The organism is Thalassobium sp. R2A62, assembly GCF_000161835.1.
GTDB lineage: Bacteria > Pseudomonadota > Alphaproteobacteria > Rhodobacterales > Rhodobacteraceae > Thalassobium.
In genome coordinates this window covers 84,458-106,484 of sequence record NZ_GG697169.2, presented here as the reverse complement: position 1 = coordinate 106,484, position 22,027 = coordinate 84,458, and the positions used below count along the sequence as shown (strand labels likewise).

Below are 22,027 nucleotides of genomic sequence, written 5' to 3'. Positions count from 1 at the left end.
TCGCCCTTTTTCGTTACGCTGTGTCGCTGGCGGCTAATCACCAAACCCCCAAACGAAAAATGCCGAGGCGCGAGCCTCGGCATTCTTTGATTTTGGTGGAACTGATTACTTGATCAGTTCAGCAGCCCAAGCGCCGTCAACAACAGTCGACTTGGAGAACTCGCCAGCTACGTCGCCGTTGCCGTCAAAGTCTTGGTTGCCTGCAGCACCTTCGTAGTTGATCTCGCCACCAGCAGCCAAGATCGCTTTGGCCTTGGCCCATTCGCCTGGCAGGATGATCTCACCCGGAGCTGTTGCGACAGCACGCAGCGAAGCCGCGATGCCGTCACGGTCAGCAGAACCCGCAGCCTCGATTGCGAGCGCCATCAGGAATGTCGCGTCATACGAGTTTGGGACAAAGGGGTCAGACGCAGGAACGTCCGCCGCATCAGCCAAGGCCTTCCACGCGCCAAAGGCGGATGTGGATGCGTCAGAAGCGGATGTGGTGAAAGTAGTCGAACCCAGGTTCTCTGCACCGATCTGCTCGATCACTTCGTCAGACAGCATGCCGTCTGCGCCGATGAATGTGTCGAATGCTGCTGTTTCCAGAGCGTTACGCATCAGTGTGATGCCGCCGGAACCGTAGTAAGCGAAAAGCGCGAGGTTGTCAGATGTTGCACCCAATGTGGCAACTTCCGACCGGTAGGACGCTTTGCTTGGCTCGTGTGCTTCGTTGGCAGTGACTGTGCCGCCAGCTGCTACGAACGCTTCCGAGAATACACCCGCAATCGCCGCGTTGTAGTCGTCGTTTGCATAGGACACAGCAATCTCTGTGATGCCGTTGGCAATCGCCAGATCAGCCAATGCAACGCCCTGATAGGCGTCAGATGCCGCTGTACGGAATACGAGGTCTGTGCCGTCTTCCATTGTCGAGATTGCAGGCGAGGATGCCGAAACCGACAGTGTCACAACACCAGCTGGCATCGATACCGATTCCGCTTGTGCGATTGTGGCGCCGGAACATACTGGACCGATGATGCCTGCAACGTTGCTGACGTTGATCAGCTTGGTTACCGCGTCAACAGCAGCTGTTGGATCACATGCGCTGTCTGCGCGCTCGACCTTAAACATCTCTCCGCCAGCGAACATGCCGCCCTGCTCGTTGATGTGTGCAGCTGCCAGATCAACAGCTTTGGCCATAGGTGCGACAAGATCAGGGATCGGGCCTGTCATCGCCATTGGGTTACCAACAGTGACATCTGCCGCAGCAGCTGTCGCGAGCAGCGCAATCGCTGTATTCGCCAATAGTAGTTTTTTCATTTGTATTCTCCCAGTTTCCCGCTGTTTAAAGTTTCGAACGAGGCGACGCGGGTCGCACCTCGGGTAAAATCCCTTCAGGGAATTTCTGCAAGATCACCTGCATCAAGACACCAATCAGCATCATGCGCAAGAACCCAGCACGGGTTTCCAGAATTGTCGTGTCAAAGGATTGCGCGACAAAACCAACCAAATCAATGATCCCTGAGATCATCAGCTCGCTGGCTGACCAAATCGTCCAGATCAAAAAGGCACCCAACATCGCACCACGGTTGTTGCCCGATCCACCTAGGATCAGCATGACCCAAACGAGGAACGTCACCTTGGCCGGATCAAATGTATTTGTCGGTTCAATCAAACGCAGGTGCTGGGCAAACAGCGCGCCACCAAAGCCCATGATCGCCGCACCAATCACAAACGCCTCGACACGGCGTGCGGTCACGTTTTTACCTGCCGCCCGAACTGCTGGCTCGTTCTCGCGGATCGCCGTCATCATACGGCCCCACGGAGACACACGCGCACGCTCTAGCATCCGGTAGATGATATACATGAACAACAGGATCGTACCTGCAAAGCACGGCTGCCACCACCAGTTCGGCAAACCATCAAAGAACGCAGCCCAGTTTTCTGGGGTGCCAAACCAGCTCAGCGGCCAGCTTGAATAGAACCGTTCTTCCGAGAAATGCTCCCATGTGCGCGGGATTTTGTTGATCCCGCGTGGGCCGTTCGTGACATCAGTTTCGTTCTTGAGGATCAGCTTGATGATCTCTGCAATGCCGATCGTCGCAATGGCCAAATAGTCCGACCGAAGCCTGATACAGATCAAACCGATGACTGCAGCCACAAGCGCCGAGGTGATCATTGCAACGAACATCCCCACCGGCAGCGGCAATCCAAAGCCGCCATAGTGGAACGTGCTCTCAGCCGTCGTCAGCAGTGCGTAGGTATAGGCGCCAACAGCCGCAAAACCCACAATGCCCACGTTAAACAATCCGGCAAAGCCCCACTGAACGTTCAGGCCCAGCGCAAAGATTGCGTAGATGCCACCAACAGTCAGCAACGAAAGAAGGTAGAGGAAATATCCCAGATAGGCTTCCATTAGAACGACCTCCCCTTGAACAGACCTTGCGGACGCAGAATGAGCATCACGACCATAATGGCAAAGGCGACGCCCGTCTTATATCCGGGGCTCAGCAGTGGCTCGGTTCCGATCCACGGATAGGCCGACAGCTCTTCTGCTAGGCCAATGATCAAACCACCAGCAACCGCGCCATATGGCTTGCCGATCCCGCCAAGAATGGCCGCGGCAAACATAGGCAGCAACATCCGAAAGCCCATCGTCGTCTCGAGCAGCTGGATATCCATCGCCAAAAACACACCAGCCGCCAGCGCGCAAACGCCGCCAACAATCCATGTCGCACGAATGACTTGGTCAACGTCGATACCCGTGACATGGGCCAGATCAGGACTGTCAGAGACAGCGCGCATCGCTTTGCCGATGCGGGTCCGGTTCAGAATATAGCTAAGCACCACCACAAAGACGATTGTGCCTGCGAAAATCAAAAGGTGCTTGTTCGGGATCAGTAGTATTGCGCCAATGTCATCCGTCCAGCTCATCAAACCCGCATTGGGTTTGGCAATCCCGGGCACAAAGGTCAGCTGGTTTGGACCCCAGATCACCTGCACAGCCGAGCGCAAGATCAGCATCATACCAAAGCTGGCCATGACGACTTTGATCGTGTCCGCCTTGCGAAAGGGTTTGTAAAAGAACTTGTCAGTCCAGAAAAACAGATAAATCACCACGATCGACGCAGGAATGGCCGCAATCAATGGATGAACTGTGATCCCAATGACTGCGGTGATGATCGCCATGATCGTCCACGTCAGATAGGCGCCCATCATCATCAATTCGCCATGTGCGAAATTGGCGAAACGCAAAATACCAAAGGTCAGCGTGATGCCAATGGCACCCAACGCATAAATGCACCCCAACACCAATCCCGGGATCAGGTAGAAGTTTACGAACTCAAAACCGAATGCATCCCACATATCAGTGCCCCCCGCCCAAAAACATGCGCGCAATTTCGCGGTCGGCGATCAGGTCTGCGCCGGTGCCTGTGTATCTGTTGGCACCATCGACCAACACGTACCCACGATCTGCAACGCCGAGCGCCTGTTTCGCATTTTGCTCGACGATCATGATCGGCACGCCAGTCGATTTGATCTTTTGGATCGTGTTGAAAATTTCGCCGCGGTACTTGGGCGACAGACCAGCCGTCGGCTCGTCCAACAAAAGAATTTTAGCATCAACCATCAGCGCCTTGGCCATCGCGACCATTTGGCGTTGTCCACCCGACAGCGACCCTGCCGCTTGGTTCCGCTTTTCAGCCAGATCAGGGAACAATTCGTACATTTCCGCCAAACGCTCGGGAATACCAACAGGCCGTGTCCACGCACCCATTTCCAAGTTCTCTTGGACCGAGAGGTTCACAAACACGTTCTGAGTTTGCGGCACATATGAAATGCCCAACCGCACGACTTTGGCCGCAGGTGTGTCAGTGATGTCGGTGCCATTCAATGTGACAGAGCCCGAATTGATGTTGAGCAACCCAAGAACCGATTTCATCGCCGTCGACTTGCCCGCACCATTCGGCCCGATGATCGCAACAATTTCGTTGGCATCCACATGCATCGACAGATCATGCAAAATCTCAGTCTGGCCATAGCCAGCTTTGAGATTGTTCAGTGACAGGACTGTATCGGTCATACGACTTCACCTCCGAAATAGGCATCGATGACGCGTTCGTCGTTGCGCACCTCGTCCATAGTACCTTCCATCAGCACTTGGCCTTCTGCGAGCACAACCACCTTGCCACACAGGCGCGCGATCATGTCCATGTCATGCTCGATAATGCAGAACGTATAGCCGCGCTCGGCGTTCAGCTGTTCGATCATCTCGGCTACTTTGCGCATCAAGGTCGGGTTCACACCAGCTCCCGGCTCGTCCAACAGAACGACCTTACTGTCGTTCATCATTGTCCGGCCAATCTCGAGAAGCTTTTTCTGCCCCCCCGATAGGTTGCCCGCCAATTCATCAGTCACATGCGTGAGGCCCAAAAACTCAAGCGTCTCACGGGCCAGTTCGATCACCTCAGCTTCGCGCTTGCGCACTGCCGCTCCGGCAAACCAGCTTGCCCAAATGCTTTCGCCGCGCTGAACCGGTGCCGCCACTGCAAGGTTTTCCAGCGACGTCATTCGTGCGTATTCATGGCTTAGCTGGAAGGTGCGCATCAGCCCCTTGTGATACAACAGGTCAGTGCGTTGGCCAGTCACGTCCTCGCCCAGCAATTCGATCTTGCCGGTGGTAGGGGGAAGCTCGCCCGCGATCATATTAAAGGTCGTGGTTTTGCCAGCGCCATTGGGGCCAATCAGGCCAACGATAGCGCCTTCTTCGACTTCAAAGTCGACGCCACGTACGGCCTGCAATCCACCAAAGCTCTTGCTCAGACCCGATACGCGCAAAACTGAAGATGCGGCAGACATCAAACACCCCTCCCAAAAGATGTTAAGTGAAGAAAACGCATAGCAACATTGTCACAAATCGCAAACCAAAGTTGCCTGAAACGCAGGTGAAATGAGAATTGTCGTTTCAGGAACGTAGGGTTATTTGCCATGGTCTAGAAAAACAACGTCAATCCGGTCATCGATACGACCAGGAACAAGACCGTCATGATCCCACCCGATTTGACGAAATCGATCACTCGGTAACCTGCGGGACCCATTATCAGCGCGTTCACCTGATGGGTTGGTATCAAGAACGAATTCGACGTCGAGATGGCGACCGTCAGCGCAAAGATCGCCGGATCTCCGCCCGCCGAAACCGCAATCGACACAGCGAGTGGCACCAGCAGAACCGTCGCACCAACGTTGGACATCACAAGCGTGAAGGCAGTCGCCAGAACAGCAAGACCCGCCTGCAACGCCCACAGCGGCCATCCATCAAGAAGGATCAAGACATGCGCCGCAATCCAATTCGCCGTGCCTGTTTTTTGCACCGCCTGCCCCAACGGGATCAACGAGGCGAGCAAAAACACCGTGCTCCAACTGACGGCCTCATAGGCTTCATCAATCGACAAAACGCGGCTTAGGATAATGCCTGTCGCACCTGCCAAAAGGCACAGCGACAGCCGAACGTCCGTGAACAGGATCAGGCTCAGCGCCAAGAGAAAGAAAACCAGCGCCCAACCGACCTTGTGAGGACGCAGTTCTTCTTGGGGGAAGTCTGATGTGACAACGACAAAGTCCTTGTCTGATTTGAGCCGCGTCAAACGATCCCACTGGACGTGCACGACGGCCGTATCGCCCGCTTGCAGTGGGACCTGTCCAATATGTGTCGCGACGTGGTCTTCTGTCTCAACATGGCTCAGCGTGTCCTCACCGCGGTGGATCGCGAGCAAAGACAGGCCGTGGGTTTGACGCAAGCGCAAATCGATTGGACTCTGACCGATGATCGACGATCCCGGTGGGATCACGACCTCGGCCACACCAGACTGGGTCGAGGAAAAATCATCAGCGAAGACGTCCAGCTGCCGCATGATTTCCAAGCCATAAGGCTTGGCAAACTCTTCTTCGACGACGCGGCGCAAACCCAGAACCGCAAGACGTGCCGGAGTTTCGATGGTCGTATCCGCCATCGGCGCGATCACCTTGTGGCCACGATACGACGTCCCAAGAATGTACATGTGGTGGGCGACCATGAGATCGGCCAGCGTATGCCCCAAAAGGATCGACCCTTCAGGCACGCGCACTTCAAACAGATCCGCACGCAGCCCGTACGTGTTCTCAACAAATGACTGCATTGAACGTGCCGAACCCGCATCGGCGCCACGGTTTCGTTGTGTCGGCAGCACCCAACGCCCAAAAATTACAAAGTATAGGACACCCGTCGCCACCAGCATCAGGCCAACGGGCGTGACGGAAAACAGACCGAATGGCTCCATCCTCTGTTCCGGCGCTAGGGTTTCATTCGATGCGATCAGCAGGTCATTCAGCAAAATTAGCGGCGATGACCCAACCATTGTGATGGTCCCACCCAGAATGGCACAAAAGCCCATGGGCATAAGAAGTCGGCTCATCGGAATTTCAGTCCGCGCTGAAATTCGACTGATCACCGGCAGGAACAACGCCGCCGCGCCCACGTTTTGCATAAAAGAGCTGATGACGCCCACGACGCTGGATACGATCGGGATGATCCGTCCTTCGGTCGTCCCACCCCGTTTTAGAATAAGAGCCGCGACCTTGGACATTAGGCCGGTCTTATCGAGGCCTGCGCCAATAATCATCACAGCAATAATCGACATCACGGCGTTCGAGGAAAACCCAGAAAACAGTGTTGAGACATCTGCGAGGTTGTTTAAGCTGGGCAAATAGCTAAGCCCGCCAAGCAGAACCATAACGACAACAGCCGCGAGATCGATCCGGACAATTTCTGAGACAAACAAAAAGACGGTCAAGCCCAAAAGGCATAAGACCGCCGTCATCTCAAACGTAAGCGTCAATGATTCCATAACTTCTCCCACTGATACCTTACGCATAGTTTTGGCATGCGCAAAGAATTCGCGATGCCGAGCCGTAATCCAGTCGGGCGGTGTGTCAGCACAATCTTACAAAGGGCGCATCGCCCGAGCCAAATCAGCAATCAAATCTTGGGGCGTTTCCAACCCGATATTCAATCGTACAATCCGTCCGCCAAAGTCCTGATGCGGTCTGTCCAGATCAGGATACATCACGGCAAGACTGTTCACCCCACCCCAGCTAAGCCCGATTTTGAACCACTCGAGCGTGTTTAGAAACGCTTCGACCTGCTCTGGTGAAACCGTGTCTTTGAACACAAATGAAAAGACGCTGGTCGAGCCTTTGAAATCCCGCTTCCAATTCTCGTGCCCCGGACAGGTCGGCAACGCTGGGTGATACACAGTCTCTACGGTGGCCTGTGACGCCAACCAATTGGCGATTTCAAGCGTCGCTTTCTCTAGCGTATCCAACCGAACGGCGAGGGTTTGAAGGCCGCGCAATGCAAGACTGCAATCATCTGGCGACACCGCAAGCCCGAGCTGTTGATAGATTGGTCCCAGCCGTTCAAAGGCCGCACTGTCGCGTGCAGATACGGATCCAAGCAACAGATCACTATGGCCACCGACGTATTTGGTCAGCGCCTGCATGCTGACATCTACACCGTGAGCAAAGGCATCGAACATAACACCAGCAGCATAGGTGTTATCCAACGCGACCGAGACACCGCGCGCATGGGCCGCTGTGACAATCGCAGGCACATCCTGAATTTCCATCGTGACCGAGCCGGGGCTCTCGCACCAAATCAGCGTTGTCGTATCGCGGATCAAATCGGCGATCCCTGCCCCGATCAGTGGGTCATAGGGTTCAACTTCGACATTCAGTCCGCGCATCAGCCCCTCGGCCATCGCCTTGTTTGGGCCATAGGCAGAATAGGGAACCAGCGCGTGACTTCCTGCCGGACAGTAGGCCAGATAGATCAACGCAATCGCAGCCTGCCCCCCGGGGACGATCAAGCTCTTGTAGGCGTCTTCGATCCCAGCGATGCGAGCAGCAAGCTCTAGCGCTGTCGGCGTGCCGTACAATCCATACGAATACCCATGATCATCTTGCCGCCAATCGTCGGTGACAGATGCCTGATCGTCGAACACAACCGTTGATCCGCGATACACCGGTGTCACAAGCGACGAGTAGTCCCGCCGCGCCTGTGGTGTCGGATCCAAGAGTTTCGTGCGCCAATCCATCAGTCGCTCCTTTGACTTTTCGGGTCTGGACCAAGAGAAGCACACGAATGTGCGCCGCTCTTGGCTCTGTTTAAGATGACGCTATCACATCCCAATCAGGCCTGTCGGACGAAAGCCGCCAGTCTAGGTCGGAAAACGGCCCATCTCGAACAGACACCTGCCCAAAGTTTTGACCGGCGTGATCGGACACCTACGGGGATCACCAATCTAATTGCAGCATTCCAAGCGGTCATCCAAATAGAATCTTCAAGCCCAGAAGTCAGCTGCCTTATTTAGTAGCAAGTGCCTCGTTCCGTGATCAAAAAACACGCAGCCCTTCCGACGGCCGAGATATTTTAGGGGCAAACTTTGCCAACCCCCACCCATCCAGCAAGCGTTCGCAGGTCTCAAAGTTGTTGAGATATTAGTGCCACGCGAGGGAGTGATCGTGGAAGAAAACAACCCTCGCATGGCTGCAACTTAAAGCTGCGAAATCGAAATTATCAGTCTCGTCCGAGTTTGGGTAGGCTTATAATCATTCTGTGCGCAGCCCACTAGAAACGGGGACTGTTCCTTTGAATACGACACAAAAACTGCTCACTAGCTTGTCTGCCGAATAACCGCCCCTCACGAAGGAGTGACGGAGGATGATCAATCATTCCACCAGCATCAAAGGTTTGCCATGCGCGTTGTCCCAGCTGCTGCAAAACGGCGCGACCAAATTGCGCATAGGTGTAGTTGCGAAAGTCAATTCCGCCATCCACTTAACGCTCACCATACTTGCGCAACTTGATTGATTGTATCCACGCGTATACAATAAGGGTGAACAGCACCAAGGTTGAAGATGAAAACCGCCTACGATCAATTATTCCAAGCTATCGAACGCAGTGAAATAAAGCCCGGTGACAGGCTGCTTGAAACCGACCTCGCGGCACTCTTTGGGGTCAGCCGCACACCAGTTCGAGAGGCCATTCGCAGGCTCGAAGCCGAAGGTGTGGTCGAGCACAAACCGCGTGTCGGCGCAGTCGTGCGGACCTTGGGCCAACAAGAAATCATCGAACTCTATGAAATGCGGATCGTACTCGAAAAAACGGCTGCAACAATGGCATCGAAACATGCAGCCCCTGCTGAAATTCGTGCCTTGGACAACTTGAACGACGCGATGAAACAGGCGTCGGACGATCCCGTCCAAGTCGCCGTTCTAAACCGTCGATTTCACCGCTGCATCATGGACGCTGCGCGCAATCAGTTTTTGTCGCACAGCTACCAGAGCCTCTCACACGCGCTCATCCTATTGGGCAAGACAACTCTAGAGACACCCAGCCGTGTCGAGATCGTAACAGCCCAACACACAACCATTGTCGCGGCGATCGCGTCTGGCGATCCAGATGCAGCCGCAAACGCGATGCGAACACATATGGAAACATCACTCGACCATCGCCTGAGGGGACTTCACATTGCTGTCTAGGGTCGTTCTCACTCATGCGATCAGCCTGACAGGGGCCGTTGTCTTCCTTTGGCTTCACCTGCCATTGCCGTGGCTGTTTGGGCCAATGTTCAGCTGTTTGGTCACTGCCCTGTTGGGTGTGCAATTGGCCTCGGTCAAATGGCTTGGGGAGGGAATGAGAACCATTCTTGGCGTGGCCGTTGGCGCGACAGTCACCCTAGGATTTCTTGTCTCGCTACCCAGCATTTGGGCCACCCTACTGATTATTCCCGTTATGGTCATCACGATTGGCATTATGGGTGTTTGGTATTTCCAACGGTTCGCCGGCTACGATTTTGCAACCGCATATTACGCATCAATGCCGGGTGGTCTGCAGGACATGATCGTGTTTGGCGAAGAAGCCGGCGGCAATGTACGTGCAATTTCGTTGATCCATGCAACGCGTGTCCTCGTGATCGTCGTAATCCTACCCTTCATTTTGACGGTGTATTGGGGCGCAGACTTGGCGCAACCACCGGGCGCATCTATTGCGACCTTTAGCGCCGATCAGATTGCGATCTTGATCGTCTGCGCGCTTGCGGGATGGCAAATTGCAAAACGAATTGGAATGTTCGGATCATCCATCCTTGGACCACTTATTTTGACAGCAATCGCCAGCCTCTCCGGCATTTTGCACACACGCCCCCCGGCCGAGGCGATTTGGGCCGCCCAGTACTTTATCGCGATCGGGATAGGCACAAAATATGTCGGCATCACGACCAAGGAACTGCGGCGCGACATCGCCGCTGGGTTTGGCTTCTGCCTTGCCTTACTCGCATTGACTGCTGTGGTCGTCATTGCGGTACTGTCCCTGAACCTTGCGCCACCGGTCGAGACCATTCTGACCTTTGCGCCCGGTGGACAAGCCGAATTGGTCGTGCTCGCCCTCATCGTTGGGGCCGATGTAGGGTTCGTCGTGGCACACCATCTGTTTCGAATTTTCTTTGTGATCCTCGGCGCGCCCCTTATGGCGCGGTGGTTTGATCCCAAACGTTCGCGTTGATTATGTGGATTGATGCGCCATCACGAAACGCAACGACCTGATCAAAGATGTCCGCAAACTGCGGCTCGAATTCATCCTCGGTGAAGAACCCAATATGGCGCGCGAATGATTGAGCAACGGATCATAGTCCCAAGTGTTCGATTCTTGGTCAAAGATATTCAAAGCGGCCTGCCCCGGTCGCCCCGCATTCAACGGCTCTCCAGCACCGCGTCTGCAATCGCTGCCGCACAGGTTTTGGTATCTGCTGTGCCGCCTAGGTCGGGCGTCCGCAAGGATTGCTCGGAAAGGACCCGTTCAATCGCGGCGATGATCGCCGCCCCCGCTTAATGCTGACCCAAGTGTTCCAACATCATGTCTGACGTCAGCGCCTTAGGGACAGATTTGACCCTATGCTTCCCGAAAAAATCTTCGGGAGCCTGGGAAATGGGCTTGTAACAACCTTTCGTTTACCCACGCATTGTTTCTCAAATGAAAACAGTCGCTTGAAAAGTAACAGTTTAGGGTGCGTAACAGGCCAAATTATAAACCTTTGGATAATTTTCCTATCCGAAGGAGGCTTTGGTTAACGCCGACGTCTATTTTATGAACAGATATACGCCGCGCGGCGCCGCTGTCATTGGCGTGATGAGAGCTATGAAAAAGTAGGATCTATGGCGTTCATTTCAGAAATCAACTTCGAGGGATCGGACGCTACCACCGAGTGGGCCGAGGTTGCACTTGGACCGGATGACGACCCCAATGATTTTGTATTTAGCGTATATCGTGATAACGGCACGTTGCATACAGGAGCGGGCATTCTCTTTGGGGAATTCAACTTAGGTGATTTAGAGTTCGCCACAACAGTTTCTGTTGTGGCCGATCCAGATGATCCGGGTTGGACAATCTATCAGATTCCCGTTGGGATTAAAACCGCATCTTCCGACGGTGACGAAGGATCCGGCCTTGCCTTGACCGATATATCTCCCGGCGGGGGAGTGGTTGATTTTTACAGCGGCGTAGATATTGCGCCAATCACAGCAACAGCCGGTGCGGCTGCCGGTGCCACTTCTGACAATTCAATAGATTACAGGGTACTCGAGGAAGACGCGGAAAGCGTTCAATGGGACTATGAGGGCAACCGGTACAATGACGATCTTACACCCGGTGATGCCCGCCTTGTCTGCTTCACCCGTGGCACCCTAATCAAGACCGATCAAGGCGAGCGCCCGATTGAAGAGCTTGCTGCTGGCGACATGGTGCTGACAATGGACCACGGCTATCAGCCTACACGCTGGATCGGGTCGTCCAAACGAGCGGCCACAGGCGATCTTGCCCCCATTTTGATCCGCAAGGGTGCTCTCGGGAATGACCGTGATCTACGCGTCAGCCCACAGCACCGTATGCTCCTGCAAGGCTGGCAGGCAGAGATGCTCTTTGGCGAACTTGAAGTGCTGGCAACAGCCAAGTCTCTGCTGAATGACCAGACAATCCTGCGTGACGAAGGGGGTGAGGTGGAGTATTTCCACATGCTGTTTGATACCCACGAGATTATCTACGCTGAAGGCTGCCCTTCTGAGAGCTTCCACCCGGGCCAACAGGGCTGGAAAGCCTTGGATCAAGCCACACGGGATGAAATCCTCACGCTCTTCCCACAGCTTGCTGACGGCAACTTCAACGACTACGGCCCCGCCGCCCGCATGAGCCTCAAGCACAAAGAGGGCAAGCTCCTTGGGTCCTATATGGCTGGGAGCGTTTAGCGCTTGATCTAAGTCAGGTCACGGCTTGTCAGAGTTTTGGCCCGAACGAACCTTAACTGGGAAAGTTCTCGAACGGCTGCTGTCAAAAATGCAAACAAAAAAGGAGTGTCCTAGACATGTCAAAAATTAAATATCTCGTCATACCGCTGGCTTTCGGAGTTTCTGGATGCCTCAGTGCTGTGAACTATGAAACCGCACCGGTCGTCGTCTCTACAGCGCAGGGTCCAGTGACTTGCCAACTTTACACGAGAGAGCAAGTTACGTGGGACCGATCTATTGGGAGACCAGAAGAGATGTCTGTTCAAGTCGCTGATGCCGTCTGTGTTAACGAAGGGCTTAAACGCTCCAGGTGATGGATCCGCACTTCCTCGTGACCAGTCCGGTCTAATGTTTCAAGCGACTGCTTTCTCAATGAAAACAGTCGCCTGAAAAGTAACAGTTTAGGGCACGTAACAGGCCTAATTGTATACTTTTGGATGCTTAACATGTTCGAAAGAGTCGTGCCTCAAAGCTGCGGGCCGCTGTATTAGTTTAGGGTATATTCGCTGTCTTTCAGAACGCAGGCTTGCTTTCGGGCCAAGAGCGAAAAATGGTGAGTGTCCGTCGTCAGGTTTTTTGGGACCAATGGCGGCTTAAACTAAGAGAGAGTTTGGCTCATCTTGTTGGTTTGATTATGCGGCGTGCTGGCGGTGATGCAAGCGTCGCGCTTCGAGTGTCTTTCGTTTGATCCTTTCTCGTTGCTTTAGAATGGCTTTATCTCGCCCAAAATAGACGTCGGCGGGTGTGACGTTGTTGATGCTCTCGTGATAGCGCTGGTGATTGTAATGATCGACGAAGGCTTCGATCTGGGCTTCGAGATCGCCCGGCAGGAAGTAGTTTTCCAACAGGATGCGGTTCTTCAAGGTTTGATGCCAGCGTTCAATCTTGCCTTGGGTCTGTGGATGATACGGTGCCCCGCGAGAGTGCTTCATGCCTTTGTCTTGCAACCATTCCGCCAGATCCCCTGAGACGTAGCTTGATCCGTTATCACTCAGCAGGCGTGGCTTGTGGACGATATGCACCTGATCGCAACCAGATGCCCGAAGAGCGAGGTCCAGTGTGTCCGTCACGTCTTCAGCCCGCATGTTTGTGCAGAGCTTCCAGGAGACGATATAGCGGCTGTAATCGTCAAGGACCGTACTGAGATAGAACCAGCCCCATCCCAGAACTTTGATGTAGGTAAAGTCTGTCTGCCAGAGCTGATTGACCGCTGTGGTTTTGTCTTTGAACTCGCTGACCGCTTTGATGACAATGAAAGCTGGGCTGGTGATCAGATCATGTGCCTTGAGGATCCGATACGTCGAAGCCTCTGATACAAAGTAACTTTCCTTGTCAGTGAAGGTCACCGCCAGTTCTCGCGGTGACAATTCCGTCTCCTTCAACGCCAGTTTGATCACCTTGCGGCGCACTGCGTCGGGAATGCGGTTCCAGACGTGCCTTGGCTTAGGAGATTGGTCCTGCAATCCAGCTTCACCACGCTGCAGATACCGATTATACCAGCGGTAGAATGTGGTGCGGGGAATGCCGAGCTTGGCCAGTGTCAGACGCGCCGACATATGCGAACCTTCGACCAGCCTGATGATCTCTAGCTTCTCAGATGCAGGGTATCTCATTCGAGGCCGCCCCCATCGCCTGTCATGCTTTTTTGAGAAGACGCAGTTCAAGCGTCTGTTCCGCGACAACTTCCTTGAGATCCTTCGCTTCACGCCGCAGTTCCCTTACTTCGTCACTGTTTGCGGCGCGCGCGGTGTCCCCAGCCAGACGCTTCTTCCCGGCTTCCATGAAGTCCTTCGACCACTTGTAGTAGATGCCCTGCGATATGCTCTCACGACGGCAGAGCTCAGCAATGCTGTCCTCGCCACGCAGCCCATCCAACACGATCCTGATCTTCTCTTCAGATGAATAGTGTTTGCGCCCCTCTCATCGAAACAGCGTTTCGACTGCCGGGCAGTGGTCGGCGCGCTTGATGTCTTTGACGATCTTCTCGCCAGGGCTCTTCGTTGTCTTTCTCATCGTCCACTCCTCGGTGGTTACGATGTGCAACAAACCCTCTCTTAGCAAATGACCCTATTTGGACCCATAGGCGCTGACGTCAGACACTGCCGACGTCTACTTCGGGCGCGGCAAAGCCATTCTCAGAGAAAGGAAAAGGATCAAGAAACAGACAATCAAACACCGCCGCTTGCAACATCAAAAACAAGCCGCATAATCAATCACACATAAGAGCCAGAGCCTCCATTGCTCAAACCGCTCTCATGTCCCATTTTATATGACGACGGACAGCCCACTCTACTTTCAACTTTGGTCATTGATATACATTTTTGCTCTAGTGGAGATTTTATGCGCACGGCTATTGTTACTGGAGATTACTACAAGCACCAAGAAACGTTCATAAATCGGCACATTGAATGCCTTTTTGGCGGGAACACTTGCGTCATAACTGCTCGCTATAATCAGGAGAACCCGTTTGCTAAACCTGTTTACACTCGAAGAAGTCAACCTTCACTTAAGAAACTGATTACATCGCCACTTCCACTGCTTATGAACAGACTGAAGTATGGTACGATGCGTATTCCTCACGGCAAAGCTCGGTCTGATCTGAAAGCCTTTTTGAGAGATCAAAAGGTGGAGCTCATCTTGTCGGAATTCGGGACACAGGTTTTGCCGATCAGACCATTGGCCAAAGAACTTGGGCTTCCTATTTTTACATATTTTCGTGGCGTTGATGCGTCTAAGGCCCTACGCCGGACTGCAACTGTTAAGGCATACCGATCCTGCATACCGAAGCTGGATGGCGTTATTGCCGTATCACAATTTCTATTGGACAACCTTGCAGAGCATGGCATCCGAAACGACAATTCTCATGTTATTCCATCGGGGGTAAATGTCCGCCGGTTCATGCCCCGTGAAAAGACTCCCAAATCCTGCGTTGCGGTTGGCCGAATGGTTGAAAAAAAGGCGCCGCTGACAACGATAAGAGCCTTCGCGATCGTTGCTAAACATCATCCAGAAGCGCGATTGACAATAATTGGCGATGGGCCATTGCTCAGTGCAGCGCGCGCTTTAGTCAGGGACCTCGGGATACAAGATCGCGTTGAGTTACCCGGCAAAGGGACGCATGATCAGGTGCGAGCTGCCTTGGAGAACAGCGAAGTATTTTTGCAGCACTCAGTAACAGCCAAAGATGGAAATACTGAAGGCCTTCCCACCGCGATTCAGGAGGCGATGGCTTGTGGGTGCGTCATAGTTTCGACCCGTCACGCGGGCATTCCTGAAGCGGTCTTTAATGGCAAAAACGGTTTCCTTGCTGATGAAAGAGATGAAGTGGGTTATACAGAAAACCTGAACACGGTTCTTGAGTCTGACAGCCGGAAGGAAATGGGGCATAACAGTCGCCTCATGGCGGAAGAGCATTATGACAATAATGCGCTGTTAGGTGAAACTGAAAAAATACTACAAAGTTTAGTAGCGCGGAAAAAAGGGCAAATCGAGTGAATGACATTCCTGTCAATAAATGACAGGGTCACCTACAAACTCGCAAAATCTCGTCATGAATGAGGGACTTTGTAGGTACGTACGGGTTCTCGGAACACTTCCTGTAAATTCCCTGATTTGGGATGGAGGAAGCATCCTCCACGAAGAGTTACGGACGCCTCTCAGAGACGCCTACACCCTACTGTTCGAAAAGCACTCAGAGGACTTGTGAGGTGCCCCTAGTTTCCTATACGCCTGCCTCGTTCATTTTCCTTTGTTCTGTTTCATAGTCAACTGGCGACAGCATGCCGTTGTTGGTGTGCTTGCGAGTCGGGTTGTAAAACATCTCGATGTAATCGAACACGTCCTGCCTTGCTGTGTCGCGCGTGGTGTACGTCCGCCGCCTGATGCGTTCCCGTTTCAGCAAGTGAAAGAAGCTCTCGGCGACTGCGTTATCATGACAATTCCCGCGCCTACTCATGCTGGCATCCAGATTGTGTTTGCTGAGAAAAGATTGCCACACTTTGCCAGTGAATTGGGAACCTTGGTCAGAATGGATCAAGACCCTATGCTTTGGTTTGCGTCGCCAAACGGCGCTCAGCAATGCTTGTAGGGCTAGGTCGGTTGTCATGTGAGACTGCATCGACCACCCAACGACACGCCGTGAGAAAAGGTCGATGACCACAGCGAGGTACGACCAGCCTTCATGGGTCCTGATGTACGTGATATCGGTCACCCATACGCAATCAGGCGCATCCACCTCGAACTGTCGATCCAGTGTGTTGTCAGCGACGACTGCAGGCTTGCCGCCATATCGACCAGGTCGACGTTTGTATCCGATCTGCGCTGCAATGCCTGCCAAAGCTGGCCAAACGTGCCACACGGTTCTCTGAACAGGTCTCGCCAGCATCGCGCAGACAGTGGTACGCTCATCTGAATATCCCAAAAGATTTACGTTCAACTATTGGCAGACGCAGGTTTCTGAAATCACTCGGACGGAGTCCTTGAGTGTCGCTGAAGTTAAAGTCCTTCCCCTAATCATCGAATGGAAAAAAAAGATCGCTATAGCAAGGGGTACAGACATCGGGACCGATGATGAACTCCCAGACGTTTGGGAACTACTCAGAGGGTCTTGCGCTAAAAAGGCTACGCAAAGCAATCAACCATGTGGACTGGTCATTGCGATAGCGATAGCCCTGAGACCCACACAGAGGCCCGTACAGGCTCATCTAAGCGATGACATAGGTGTTACACCACAGCCCCTGCATAAGGCCTTCTGACGCAACTTATGGACTTATGGGTTGTCTGGTTGGGTGAGTTAAACCAATCTGTTGATTAAACTAGACATACGCTCTGAAGCCATTAACGTTAAAAAACGCACTGTCAGCGCGGCGAAATATTAGAAGGAATCTTAACAATGACTAAATATTTGGTTCGGGCAAGCTACAATGGTAGCGGCTTCAGAGGGATGATTTCAAAGCCATCTGATCGAGGTGAAGCAATTAAAAAAATGACGGCGGCGCTTAGTATTACAACCGAGTGCGTTTACTTCTCTCCGTCGACTGGTGAAGCAATAATGATTATAGATTCAGACGTTGAAAAGAACGCCAGATTGATGATGGTTGTGATGTCATCAGATACATTCACAGGTGGCTCAATAATTGATCTTATCGACACCGATAGTATGATGTCAGCTATGCAAGAGTCTGGATCTATGCTTGGAGCCTACAAATCAGTGGTTGACTAGAAAGTGAAGTTTTTAAAACACATCACGCACCGTGGTATCCGTACATATCTTCAGAGTAGTACTGTCGCTCAGGCTTACGGATCAGGGTATCTGGCAAAAAACATGCTAGAGAACCAGCTGGCTGCACTGGCGTGTAAAGACTGGGGTGATTTCCGTACCTAACAAATGTTGTTGATCGCCTCATGGGCTACACCCAAGACATGCCGACGTTTGGGAACTACTCAGAGGGCCTTGCGCCAAAGGGGCTACGCGAAGCAATCAACCATGTCGACTGGTCATTACGTTAGCGATAGCCCTTATGCTCACACAGAGGCCCGCACAGGCTCATCTAAGTGATGACATAGATGTTATTACCCCTAACTCCACAACCCCTGCACACGGCCCTCTGACGCACCTCATGGGTGGTGGTGTCGTCACTGGTTGCGAGGACTAAATCATCAACCTTGTAACTGAACTTATGGCCACAGGCACTGCACGTGATGTCCATCCGTTTGTCAGATACCGCAGATAGCTCTGTGTTCATGGGTTGCGCCTTAAGACGTCAGGTTAACGTAAGTCTCGACCAGTAGTGCCAATGGTATGACTGCGAGATGCACTTGGCTGGGACGGTTGTCATCTTGGTATGGGCCAACAGCTACTCGAACCAACCAGATGACCTAAGCCACACTCTTGGCTTACGCGGTCCTCGGGCCAAAACTCTGACAAGCCGTGACTTGACTTAGATCAAGCGCTAAACGCTCCCAGCCATATAGGACCCAAGGAGCTTGCCCTCTTTGTGCTTGAGGCTCATGCGGGCGGCGGGGCCGTAGTCGTTGAAGTTGCCGTCAGCAAGCTGTGGGAAGAGCGTGAGGATCTCATCCCGTGTGGCTTGATCCAAGGCTGTCCAGCCCTGTTTGCCCGGGTGGAAGCTCTCAGAAGGGCAGCCTTCAGCGTAGATAATCTCGTGGGTATCAAACAGCATGTGGAAATACTCCACCTCACCCCCTTCGTCACGCAGGATTGTCTGGTCATTCAGCAGAGACTTGGCTGTTGCCAGCACTTCAAGTTCGCCAAAGAGCATCTCTGCCTGCCAGCCTTGCAGGAGCATACGGTGCTGTGGGCTGACGCGTAGATCACGGTCATTCCCGAGAGCACCCTTGCGGATCAAAATGGGGGCAAGATCGCCTGTGGCCGCTCGTTTGGACGACCCGATCCAGCGTGTAGGCTGATAGCCGTGGTCCATTGTCAGCACCATGTCGCCAGCAGCAAGCTCTTCAATCGGACGCTCGCCTTGATCGGTCTTGATCAGGGTGCCACGGGTGAAGCAGACAAGGCGGGCATCACCGGGTGTAAGATCGTCATTGTACCGGTTGCCCTCATAGTCCCATTGAACGCTTTCCCCTACCTCCAGTATCAAATTATCCATTGAATTGTCGGAAGTAGCACCAGCCGCAGCACCAGTTGTTGGGGTGAGCGGCGAAAGTCTTTCGGCACTATAAAAGTCAATCACGCCCCCGCCCGCAGAGATATCGGTCAAGGCAAGGCCGGACGCTTCGTCATCATCGCTGCCGTGATAGTTGTTCTTCATCCCAACGGGAATTTGGTAAATTGTCCAACCCGGATCATCTGGATCGGGCACACCCGTTAGAGTGCCTAAGTTGACTTCTCCACCAGAAACGCCCGCTCCCGTATGCAACGCGCCGTTACCACGATACACGCTGAGCACAAAGTCATTGGGGTCGTCATCCGGCGAAAGTGCAACCTCAACCCACTCATTGGCAGCCTCCTCCCCCTTGAAGTTAATTTCCGAAATGAACGCCATAGGTTCTCCTATTGGATAACACTCAACCAACCAATGAGAGCGTTGCCAGCTTAGTGTGGCATTGCTAAAAGATGCCCCAGCTCTGCGCCACGACTCCTTCGAGTAGATTAAGTTCCTTCGAGTAGATTAAGTATCTAAATGGAATAATTAGGCCTGTTACGCGTCTAAACTAAGGTATTACTTTGGCGTTAGATCAAATTGAGGCTTCGGAGCTAAGTCTTTGTCTTGGATTCCGAGGAGCAAACCCGATCATGCCAAAATCTTTGGTGAGAAACCCAAGGGTCCCATGCCTAGTTGTCAGTTTGCCTTTAAACAGCGGTAGTAACTGGCCTTACTGATCCCAAGCTGTTCCTGCACCTGAACTCTAGAAACACCAGCGTCTACCGAAGCCTTCACCTTATCCGCTTGCTTCATAGCCGTGGGCACGCGGCCTTTGTACTTGCCTTCTGCTTGCGCCCTTTTGATGCCCTCTACCTGACGTTCCTTCTTCATCTCACGTTCAAACTGTGCGACTGACACCATCATGTTCAGGATGAGTTTGCCTGTAGCTGTAGACGTATCAACTGTCTCTGAGCCTAACGACAGGATCACAAGGCCAGCACCTTTGGCTTCGATCTGCTCCAGTAGTTCACCCATATGCATTACGTTACGAGCCAGACGATCCAGTTTGGTCACCACCAGCTTGTCACACTCACGCAGCATATCAATGGCACGTTCCAGTTCTTGTCGTGATGCTACGGCACTGACTTGCTCATGATACATACGCTCACAGCCATACGCTTCTAGTTCCACAAGCTGAGCTTCAAAACCTGCTTGTTGGTCTGTGGTGCTTGTTCTGGCATATCCGATAAGCATAGCGTGTGTCTCCACCTGACGAATCATTAGACCTTAAGGTCTATATGAGGCCACCACTGTATCAGAAGTGGAGCAAGCTATTGAGACAGAACTGACGGAAAAAGACCTAGCATAGGTGTCTCAAAGGGCATGTCACACGATCCGGACCTAGTGAGACTGGGCTATAACTCGTGTTACCGCTGCATGGGTCAGAGAAAGAACACCTGTGAAGGTCATCCAACTAGCTATCTGGCATTCACACGACACTGCGGACTTAGGGATGCAGGGGAATGTGGGTCACAGTATCCACCGACGGAATATGACTGGGATTGGAAGTTTATCAATGCCAAGTTATCTCTGCTCTAACAACAACGGAGCATATCCATTGGCAAAGCTAGAAGTTCTATACAACGATGACTGCCCAATATGTCGTAGGGAGATAAAGCACTATGCAGGTCTTTCGGATGGCAGTGTTGCATTCGTAAAAATCACAGAGCAGTCAGCCGCTGACTGGGGTCTAACTGAAGAACAGGCCGCAAAACAGATACATGCTAGGTCTGATGGCAATGTCACTGTGGGGGTTGATGCATTTGTGTCTGTTTGGAAGCAATTACCGTATTATCGATTGCTCGCATTGGTTATTGGCTGGCGACCCATCAGGTACATTACCGATGCTGTTTATCGGAAGGTCTTAGCTCCATTACTATTTGCAATGCATAAGAGGCGGCAAAGGCGGCAAGCAGGCTCAATAAGATAATGGCATTTTAGCATGCAGGGAAATATGGGCCGTAGTGAGCAGCCGCACTTGAGTGGTCCAACTTGAAAGTTAGTGCATGATCGGCCTTTGGTCCATTGGGATGATGGCCTCTGGCGCTGGTGGGCGGTAGCCCAATGCACGGTGCTGTCAGACGAATGCGAACCAGTCTCTGTATGACCCTCAATGCCGGAACTTATGCCGAACAAACCTGGCGCCACTCAGCAAGAGCGGCGGTTCTGTTGAGCTTGAAATTGGCGCGTGAGTAGTGATGACGTTCCTGGTTGAAATGATTGTAAACGGAGGCGTGAACGGAGACGAATTTCTGTAAACTACGCATATGACGAAAGCGCAGCATTGCCCGTTCTCTTCGTCGAAACGGCAAGTGTGAATTCTCTGCTCGATTGTTGAGCCAGCGGCCGGTTTCTTGTCTGTCAGCATTGCCGATGACCTTCATCGCGGCACCGTAAGACCGCAGTAGGTCGGTCACGATGACATGTGGTGGGCCAAAGCGCTTCATTGTTTTTCTGAGGAATTTCAATGCGGCTTTGCGATCTCGGCGCTTGGTGACAAAGCTTTCCAGCACCTCACCTTCGTGGTCAACGGCCCGCCACAGATAGTGCGTTCCACCGTTTATTTTTACGAACACTTCGTCCAAATGCCATTGCCAATTCGAATGTGCCCGTAACTGTTGGACGCGCCGTTTGCGTATTTCAGCGGCGAACGTCGGGCCAAATCTATCCCACCAAAACCGAACTGTCTCATGGCTGATATCGATCCCGCGTTCGTGCAGCAAATCTTCCACATTTCGAAGCGAAAGTGGATAACGCACATACATCATAACCGCCAGACGGATGATTTCAGGGGACGTCTTGAAGTAGCGAAAAGGGGAGCGTTTTGTCATCCGGCGACGCTAGGCGTCCACCCTGCCCGCCTCAACCAGTTTTCTTCTGACAACACCCGTCTGATCAAAGAGACCCACACTGCGCATTGCTGTCAAAGATGGTCCATGTAAATTCAGCTTGGCGCGAGCAAGGGCCAGAACTCGCTTAATTTGGCTGGA

17 protein-coding genes and 2 pseudogenes are annotated in these 22,027 nt (G+C 52.8%); 7 read left to right on the top strand and 12 right to left on the bottom strand.

Going from position 1 to position 22,027, the window contains the following annotated elements:
- Positions 1-105: 105 nt before the first annotated feature.
- The 7 genes from TR2A62_RS00545 to TR2A62_RS00515 all read right to left on the bottom strand — a co-directional run bounded on the left by TR2A62_RS00545 (position 106) and on the right by TR2A62_RS00515 (position 8,111).
- Positions 106-1,299 carry an ABC transporter substrate-binding protein gene (locus TR2A62_RS00545; protein WP_009159700.1) on the bottom strand — a complete coding sequence of 398 codons (1,194 nt, stop codon included), beginning with the start codon at positions 1,297-1,299 and terminating at the stop codon, positions 106-108.
- Positions 1,300-1,324: 25 nt separating this feature from the next.
- Positions 1,325-2,395 (bottom strand): branched-chain amino acid ABC transporter permease, encoded by a 1,071-nt coding sequence (locus TR2A62_RS00540; RefSeq protein ID WP_009157440.1) that lies wholly within the window; start codon positions 2,393-2,395, stop codon positions 1,325-1,327.
- On the bottom strand, positions 2,395-3,345 hold the full coding sequence (locus TR2A62_RS00535; RefSeq protein ID WP_009158006.1) for a branched-chain amino acid ABC transporter permease: 951 nt from the start codon (positions 3,343-3,345) through the stop codon (positions 2,395-2,397). Before TR2A62_RS00535 ends, TR2A62_RS00540 begins: the two co-directional genes overlap by 1 nt.
- 1 nt (position 3,346) lies before the next feature.
- Positions 3,347-4,063 carry an ABC transporter ATP-binding protein gene (locus TR2A62_RS00530; protein WP_009159521.1) on the bottom strand — a complete coding sequence of 239 codons (717 nt, stop codon included), beginning with the start codon at positions 4,061-4,063 and terminating at the stop codon, positions 3,347-3,349.
- Entirely contained in the window at positions 4,060-4,839 is a 780-nt protein-coding gene (locus TR2A62_RS00525) for an ABC transporter ATP-binding protein (protein WP_009160085.1), read from the bottom strand. Before TR2A62_RS00525 ends, TR2A62_RS00530 begins: the two co-directional genes overlap by 4 nt.
- Before the next feature lie 134 nt (positions 4,840-4,973).
- Complete coding sequence (locus TR2A62_RS00520) at positions 4,974-6,863, bottom strand: SLC13 family permease (protein ID WP_009157824.1); 1,890 nt, start codon at positions 6,861-6,863, stop codon at positions 4,974-4,976.
- 96 nt (positions 6,864-6,959) lie between these two features.
- The gene (locus tag TR2A62_RS00515) at positions 6,960-8,111 is read right to left on the bottom strand and encodes a cystathionine beta-lyase (protein WP_009158425.1); all 1,152 of its coding nucleotides are present in this window, start codon (positions 8,109-8,111) and stop codon (positions 6,960-6,962) included.
- A gap of 626 nt (positions 8,112-8,737) precedes the next feature.
- Between TR2A62_RS00515 and TR2A62_RS18640 the strand changes: the two genes are divergently transcribed.
- The 4 genes from TR2A62_RS18640 to TR2A62_RS17895 all read left to right on the top strand — a co-directional run bounded on the left by TR2A62_RS18640 (position 8,738) and on the right by TR2A62_RS17895 (position 12,315).
- Positions 8,738-8,887: a hypothetical protein gene (locus tag TR2A62_RS18640; RefSeq protein ID WP_009159291.1), complete on the top strand. Its 150-nt coding sequence runs from the start codon at positions 8,738-8,740 to the stop codon at positions 8,885-8,887.
- 47 nt (positions 8,888-8,934) lie between these two features.
- Complete coding sequence (locus TR2A62_RS00510) at positions 8,935-9,558, top strand: GntR family transcriptional regulator (RefSeq protein ID WP_009158865.1); 624 nt, start codon at positions 8,935-8,937, stop codon at positions 9,556-9,558.
- Entirely contained in the window at positions 9,548-10,579 is a 1,032-nt protein-coding gene (locus TR2A62_RS00505; RefSeq protein WP_009157279.1) for an AbrB family transcriptional regulator, read from the top strand. The genes TR2A62_RS00510 and TR2A62_RS00505 overlap by 11 nt, the downstream gene beginning before the upstream one ends.
- A gap of 650 nt (positions 10,580-11,229) precedes the next feature.
- A complete protein-coding gene (locus tag TR2A62_RS17895) occupies positions 11,230-12,315 on the top strand; it encodes a Hint domain-containing protein (protein WP_009159467.1) in 1,086 nt (361 codons plus the stop codon).
- Between the two features lie 671 nt (positions 12,316-12,986).
- Here TR2A62_RS17895 and TR2A62_RS00490 read toward each other — a convergent pair.
- Positions 12,987-14,367: pseudogene (locus TR2A62_RS00490) on the bottom strand (IS3 family transposase).
- Between the two features lie 327 nt (positions 14,368-14,694).
- Between TR2A62_RS00490 and TR2A62_RS00480 the strand changes: the two are divergent.
- Positions 14,695-15,849 carry a glycosyltransferase gene (locus tag TR2A62_RS00480; RefSeq protein ID WP_009159066.1) on the top strand — a complete coding sequence of 385 codons (1,155 nt, stop codon included), beginning with the start codon at positions 14,695-14,697 and terminating at the stop codon, positions 15,847-15,849.
- 226 nt (positions 15,850-16,075) lie between these two features.
- Here TR2A62_RS00480 and TR2A62_RS00475 read toward each other — a convergent pair.
- Positions 16,076-16,745 (bottom strand): annotated as a pseudogene (locus TR2A62_RS00475) (IS3 family transposase); the annotation flags it as partial.
- 500 nt (positions 16,746-17,245) lie between these two features.
- Here TR2A62_RS00475 and TR2A62_RS00465 point away from each other — a divergent pair.
- A complete protein-coding gene (locus TR2A62_RS00465) occupies positions 17,246-17,575 on the top strand; it encodes a hypothetical protein (protein ID WP_040819935.1) in 330 nt (109 codons plus the stop codon).
- A 730-nt stretch (positions 17,576-18,305) separates the two neighbouring features.
- Here the strand turns inward: TR2A62_RS00465 and TR2A62_RS17880 are convergent.
- Positions 18,306-19,376: a Hint domain-containing protein gene (locus tag TR2A62_RS17880; protein ID WP_009160291.1), complete on the bottom strand. Its 1,071-nt coding sequence runs from the start codon at positions 19,374-19,376 to the stop codon at positions 18,306-18,308.
- Positions 19,377-19,673: 297 nt separating this feature from the next.
- Entirely contained in the window at positions 19,674-20,231 is a 558-nt protein-coding gene (locus tag TR2A62_RS00450; protein ID WP_009159590.1) for a recombinase family protein, read from the bottom strand.
- Between the two features lie 259 nt (positions 20,232-20,490).
- On the opposite strand from TR2A62_RS00450, the gene TR2A62_RS19465 reads away from it, so the two are divergent.
- Positions 20,491-20,967, top strand: a complete 477-nt coding sequence (locus tag TR2A62_RS19465) for a thiol-disulfide oxidoreductase DCC family protein (RefSeq protein WP_369699495.1) — start codon at positions 20,491-20,493, stop codon at positions 20,965-20,967.
- Positions 20,968-21,160: 193 nt separating this feature from the next.
- Here TR2A62_RS19465 and TR2A62_RS00440 read toward each other — a convergent pair whose 3' ends face one another.
- Entirely contained in the window at positions 21,161-21,868 is a 708-nt protein-coding gene (locus tag TR2A62_RS00440) for an IS6 family transposase (protein ID WP_009160923.1), read from the bottom strand.
- Positions 21,869-22,027: the final 159 nt, after the last annotated feature.

Coding starts and splice junctions, on each gene's coding strand:
- TR2A62_RS00545 (WP_009159700.1), bottom strand. CDS start 1,299: ATGAAAAAACTACTATTGGCGAATACAGCGATTGCGCTGCTCGCGACA.
- TR2A62_RS00540 (WP_009157440.1), bottom strand. CDS start 2,395: ATGGAAGCCTATCTGGGATATTTCCTCTACCTTCTTTCGTTGCTGACT.
- TR2A62_RS00535 (WP_009158006.1), bottom strand. CDS start 3,345: ATGTGGGATGCATTCGGTTTTGAGTTCGTAAACTTCTACCTGATCCCG.
- TR2A62_RS00530 (WP_009159521.1), bottom strand. CDS start 4,063: ATGACCGATACAGTCCTGTCACTGAACAATCTCAAAGCTGGCTATGGC.
- TR2A62_RS00525 (WP_009160085.1), bottom strand. CDS start 4,839: ATGTCTGCCGCATCTTCAGTTTTGCGCGTATCGGGTCTGAGCAAGAGC.
- TR2A62_RS00520 (WP_009157824.1), bottom strand. CDS start 6,863: ATGGAATCATTGACGCTTACGTTTGAGATGACGGCGGTCTTATGCCTT.
- TR2A62_RS00515 (WP_009158425.1), bottom strand. CDS start 8,111: ATGGATTGGCGCACGAAACTCTTGGATCCGACACCACAGGCGCGGCGG.
- TR2A62_RS18640 (WP_009159291.1), top strand. CDS start 8,738: ATGATCAATCATTCCACCAGCATCAAAGGTTTGCCATGCGCGTTGTCC.
- TR2A62_RS00510 (WP_009158865.1), top strand. CDS start 8,935: ATGAAAACCGCCTACGATCAATTATTCCAAGCTATCGAACGCAGTGAA.
- TR2A62_RS17895 (WP_009159467.1), top strand. CDS start 11,230: ATGGCGTTCATTTCAGAAATCAACTTCGAGGGATCGGACGCTACCACC.
- TR2A62_RS00480 (WP_009159066.1), top strand. CDS start 14,695: ATGCGCACGGCTATTGTTACTGGAGATTACTACAAGCACCAAGAAACG.
- TR2A62_RS00465 (WP_040819935.1), top strand. CDS start 17,246: ATGACTAAATATTTGGTTCGGGCAAGCTACAATGGTAGCGGCTTCAGA.
- TR2A62_RS17880 (WP_009160291.1), bottom strand. CDS start 19,376: ATGGCGTTCATTTCGGAAATTAACTTCAAGGGGGAGGAGGCTGCCAAT.
- TR2A62_RS00450 (WP_009159590.1), bottom strand. CDS start 20,231: ATGCTTATCGGATATGCCAGAACAAGCACCACAGACCAACAAGCAGGT.
- TR2A62_RS19465 (WP_369699495.1), top strand. CDS start 20,491: ATGCAGGGGAATGTGGGTCACAGTATCCACCGACGGAATATGACTGGG.
- TR2A62_RS00440 (WP_009160923.1), bottom strand. CDS start 21,868: ATGACAAAACGCTCCCCTTTTCGCTACTTCAAGACGTCCCCTGAAATC.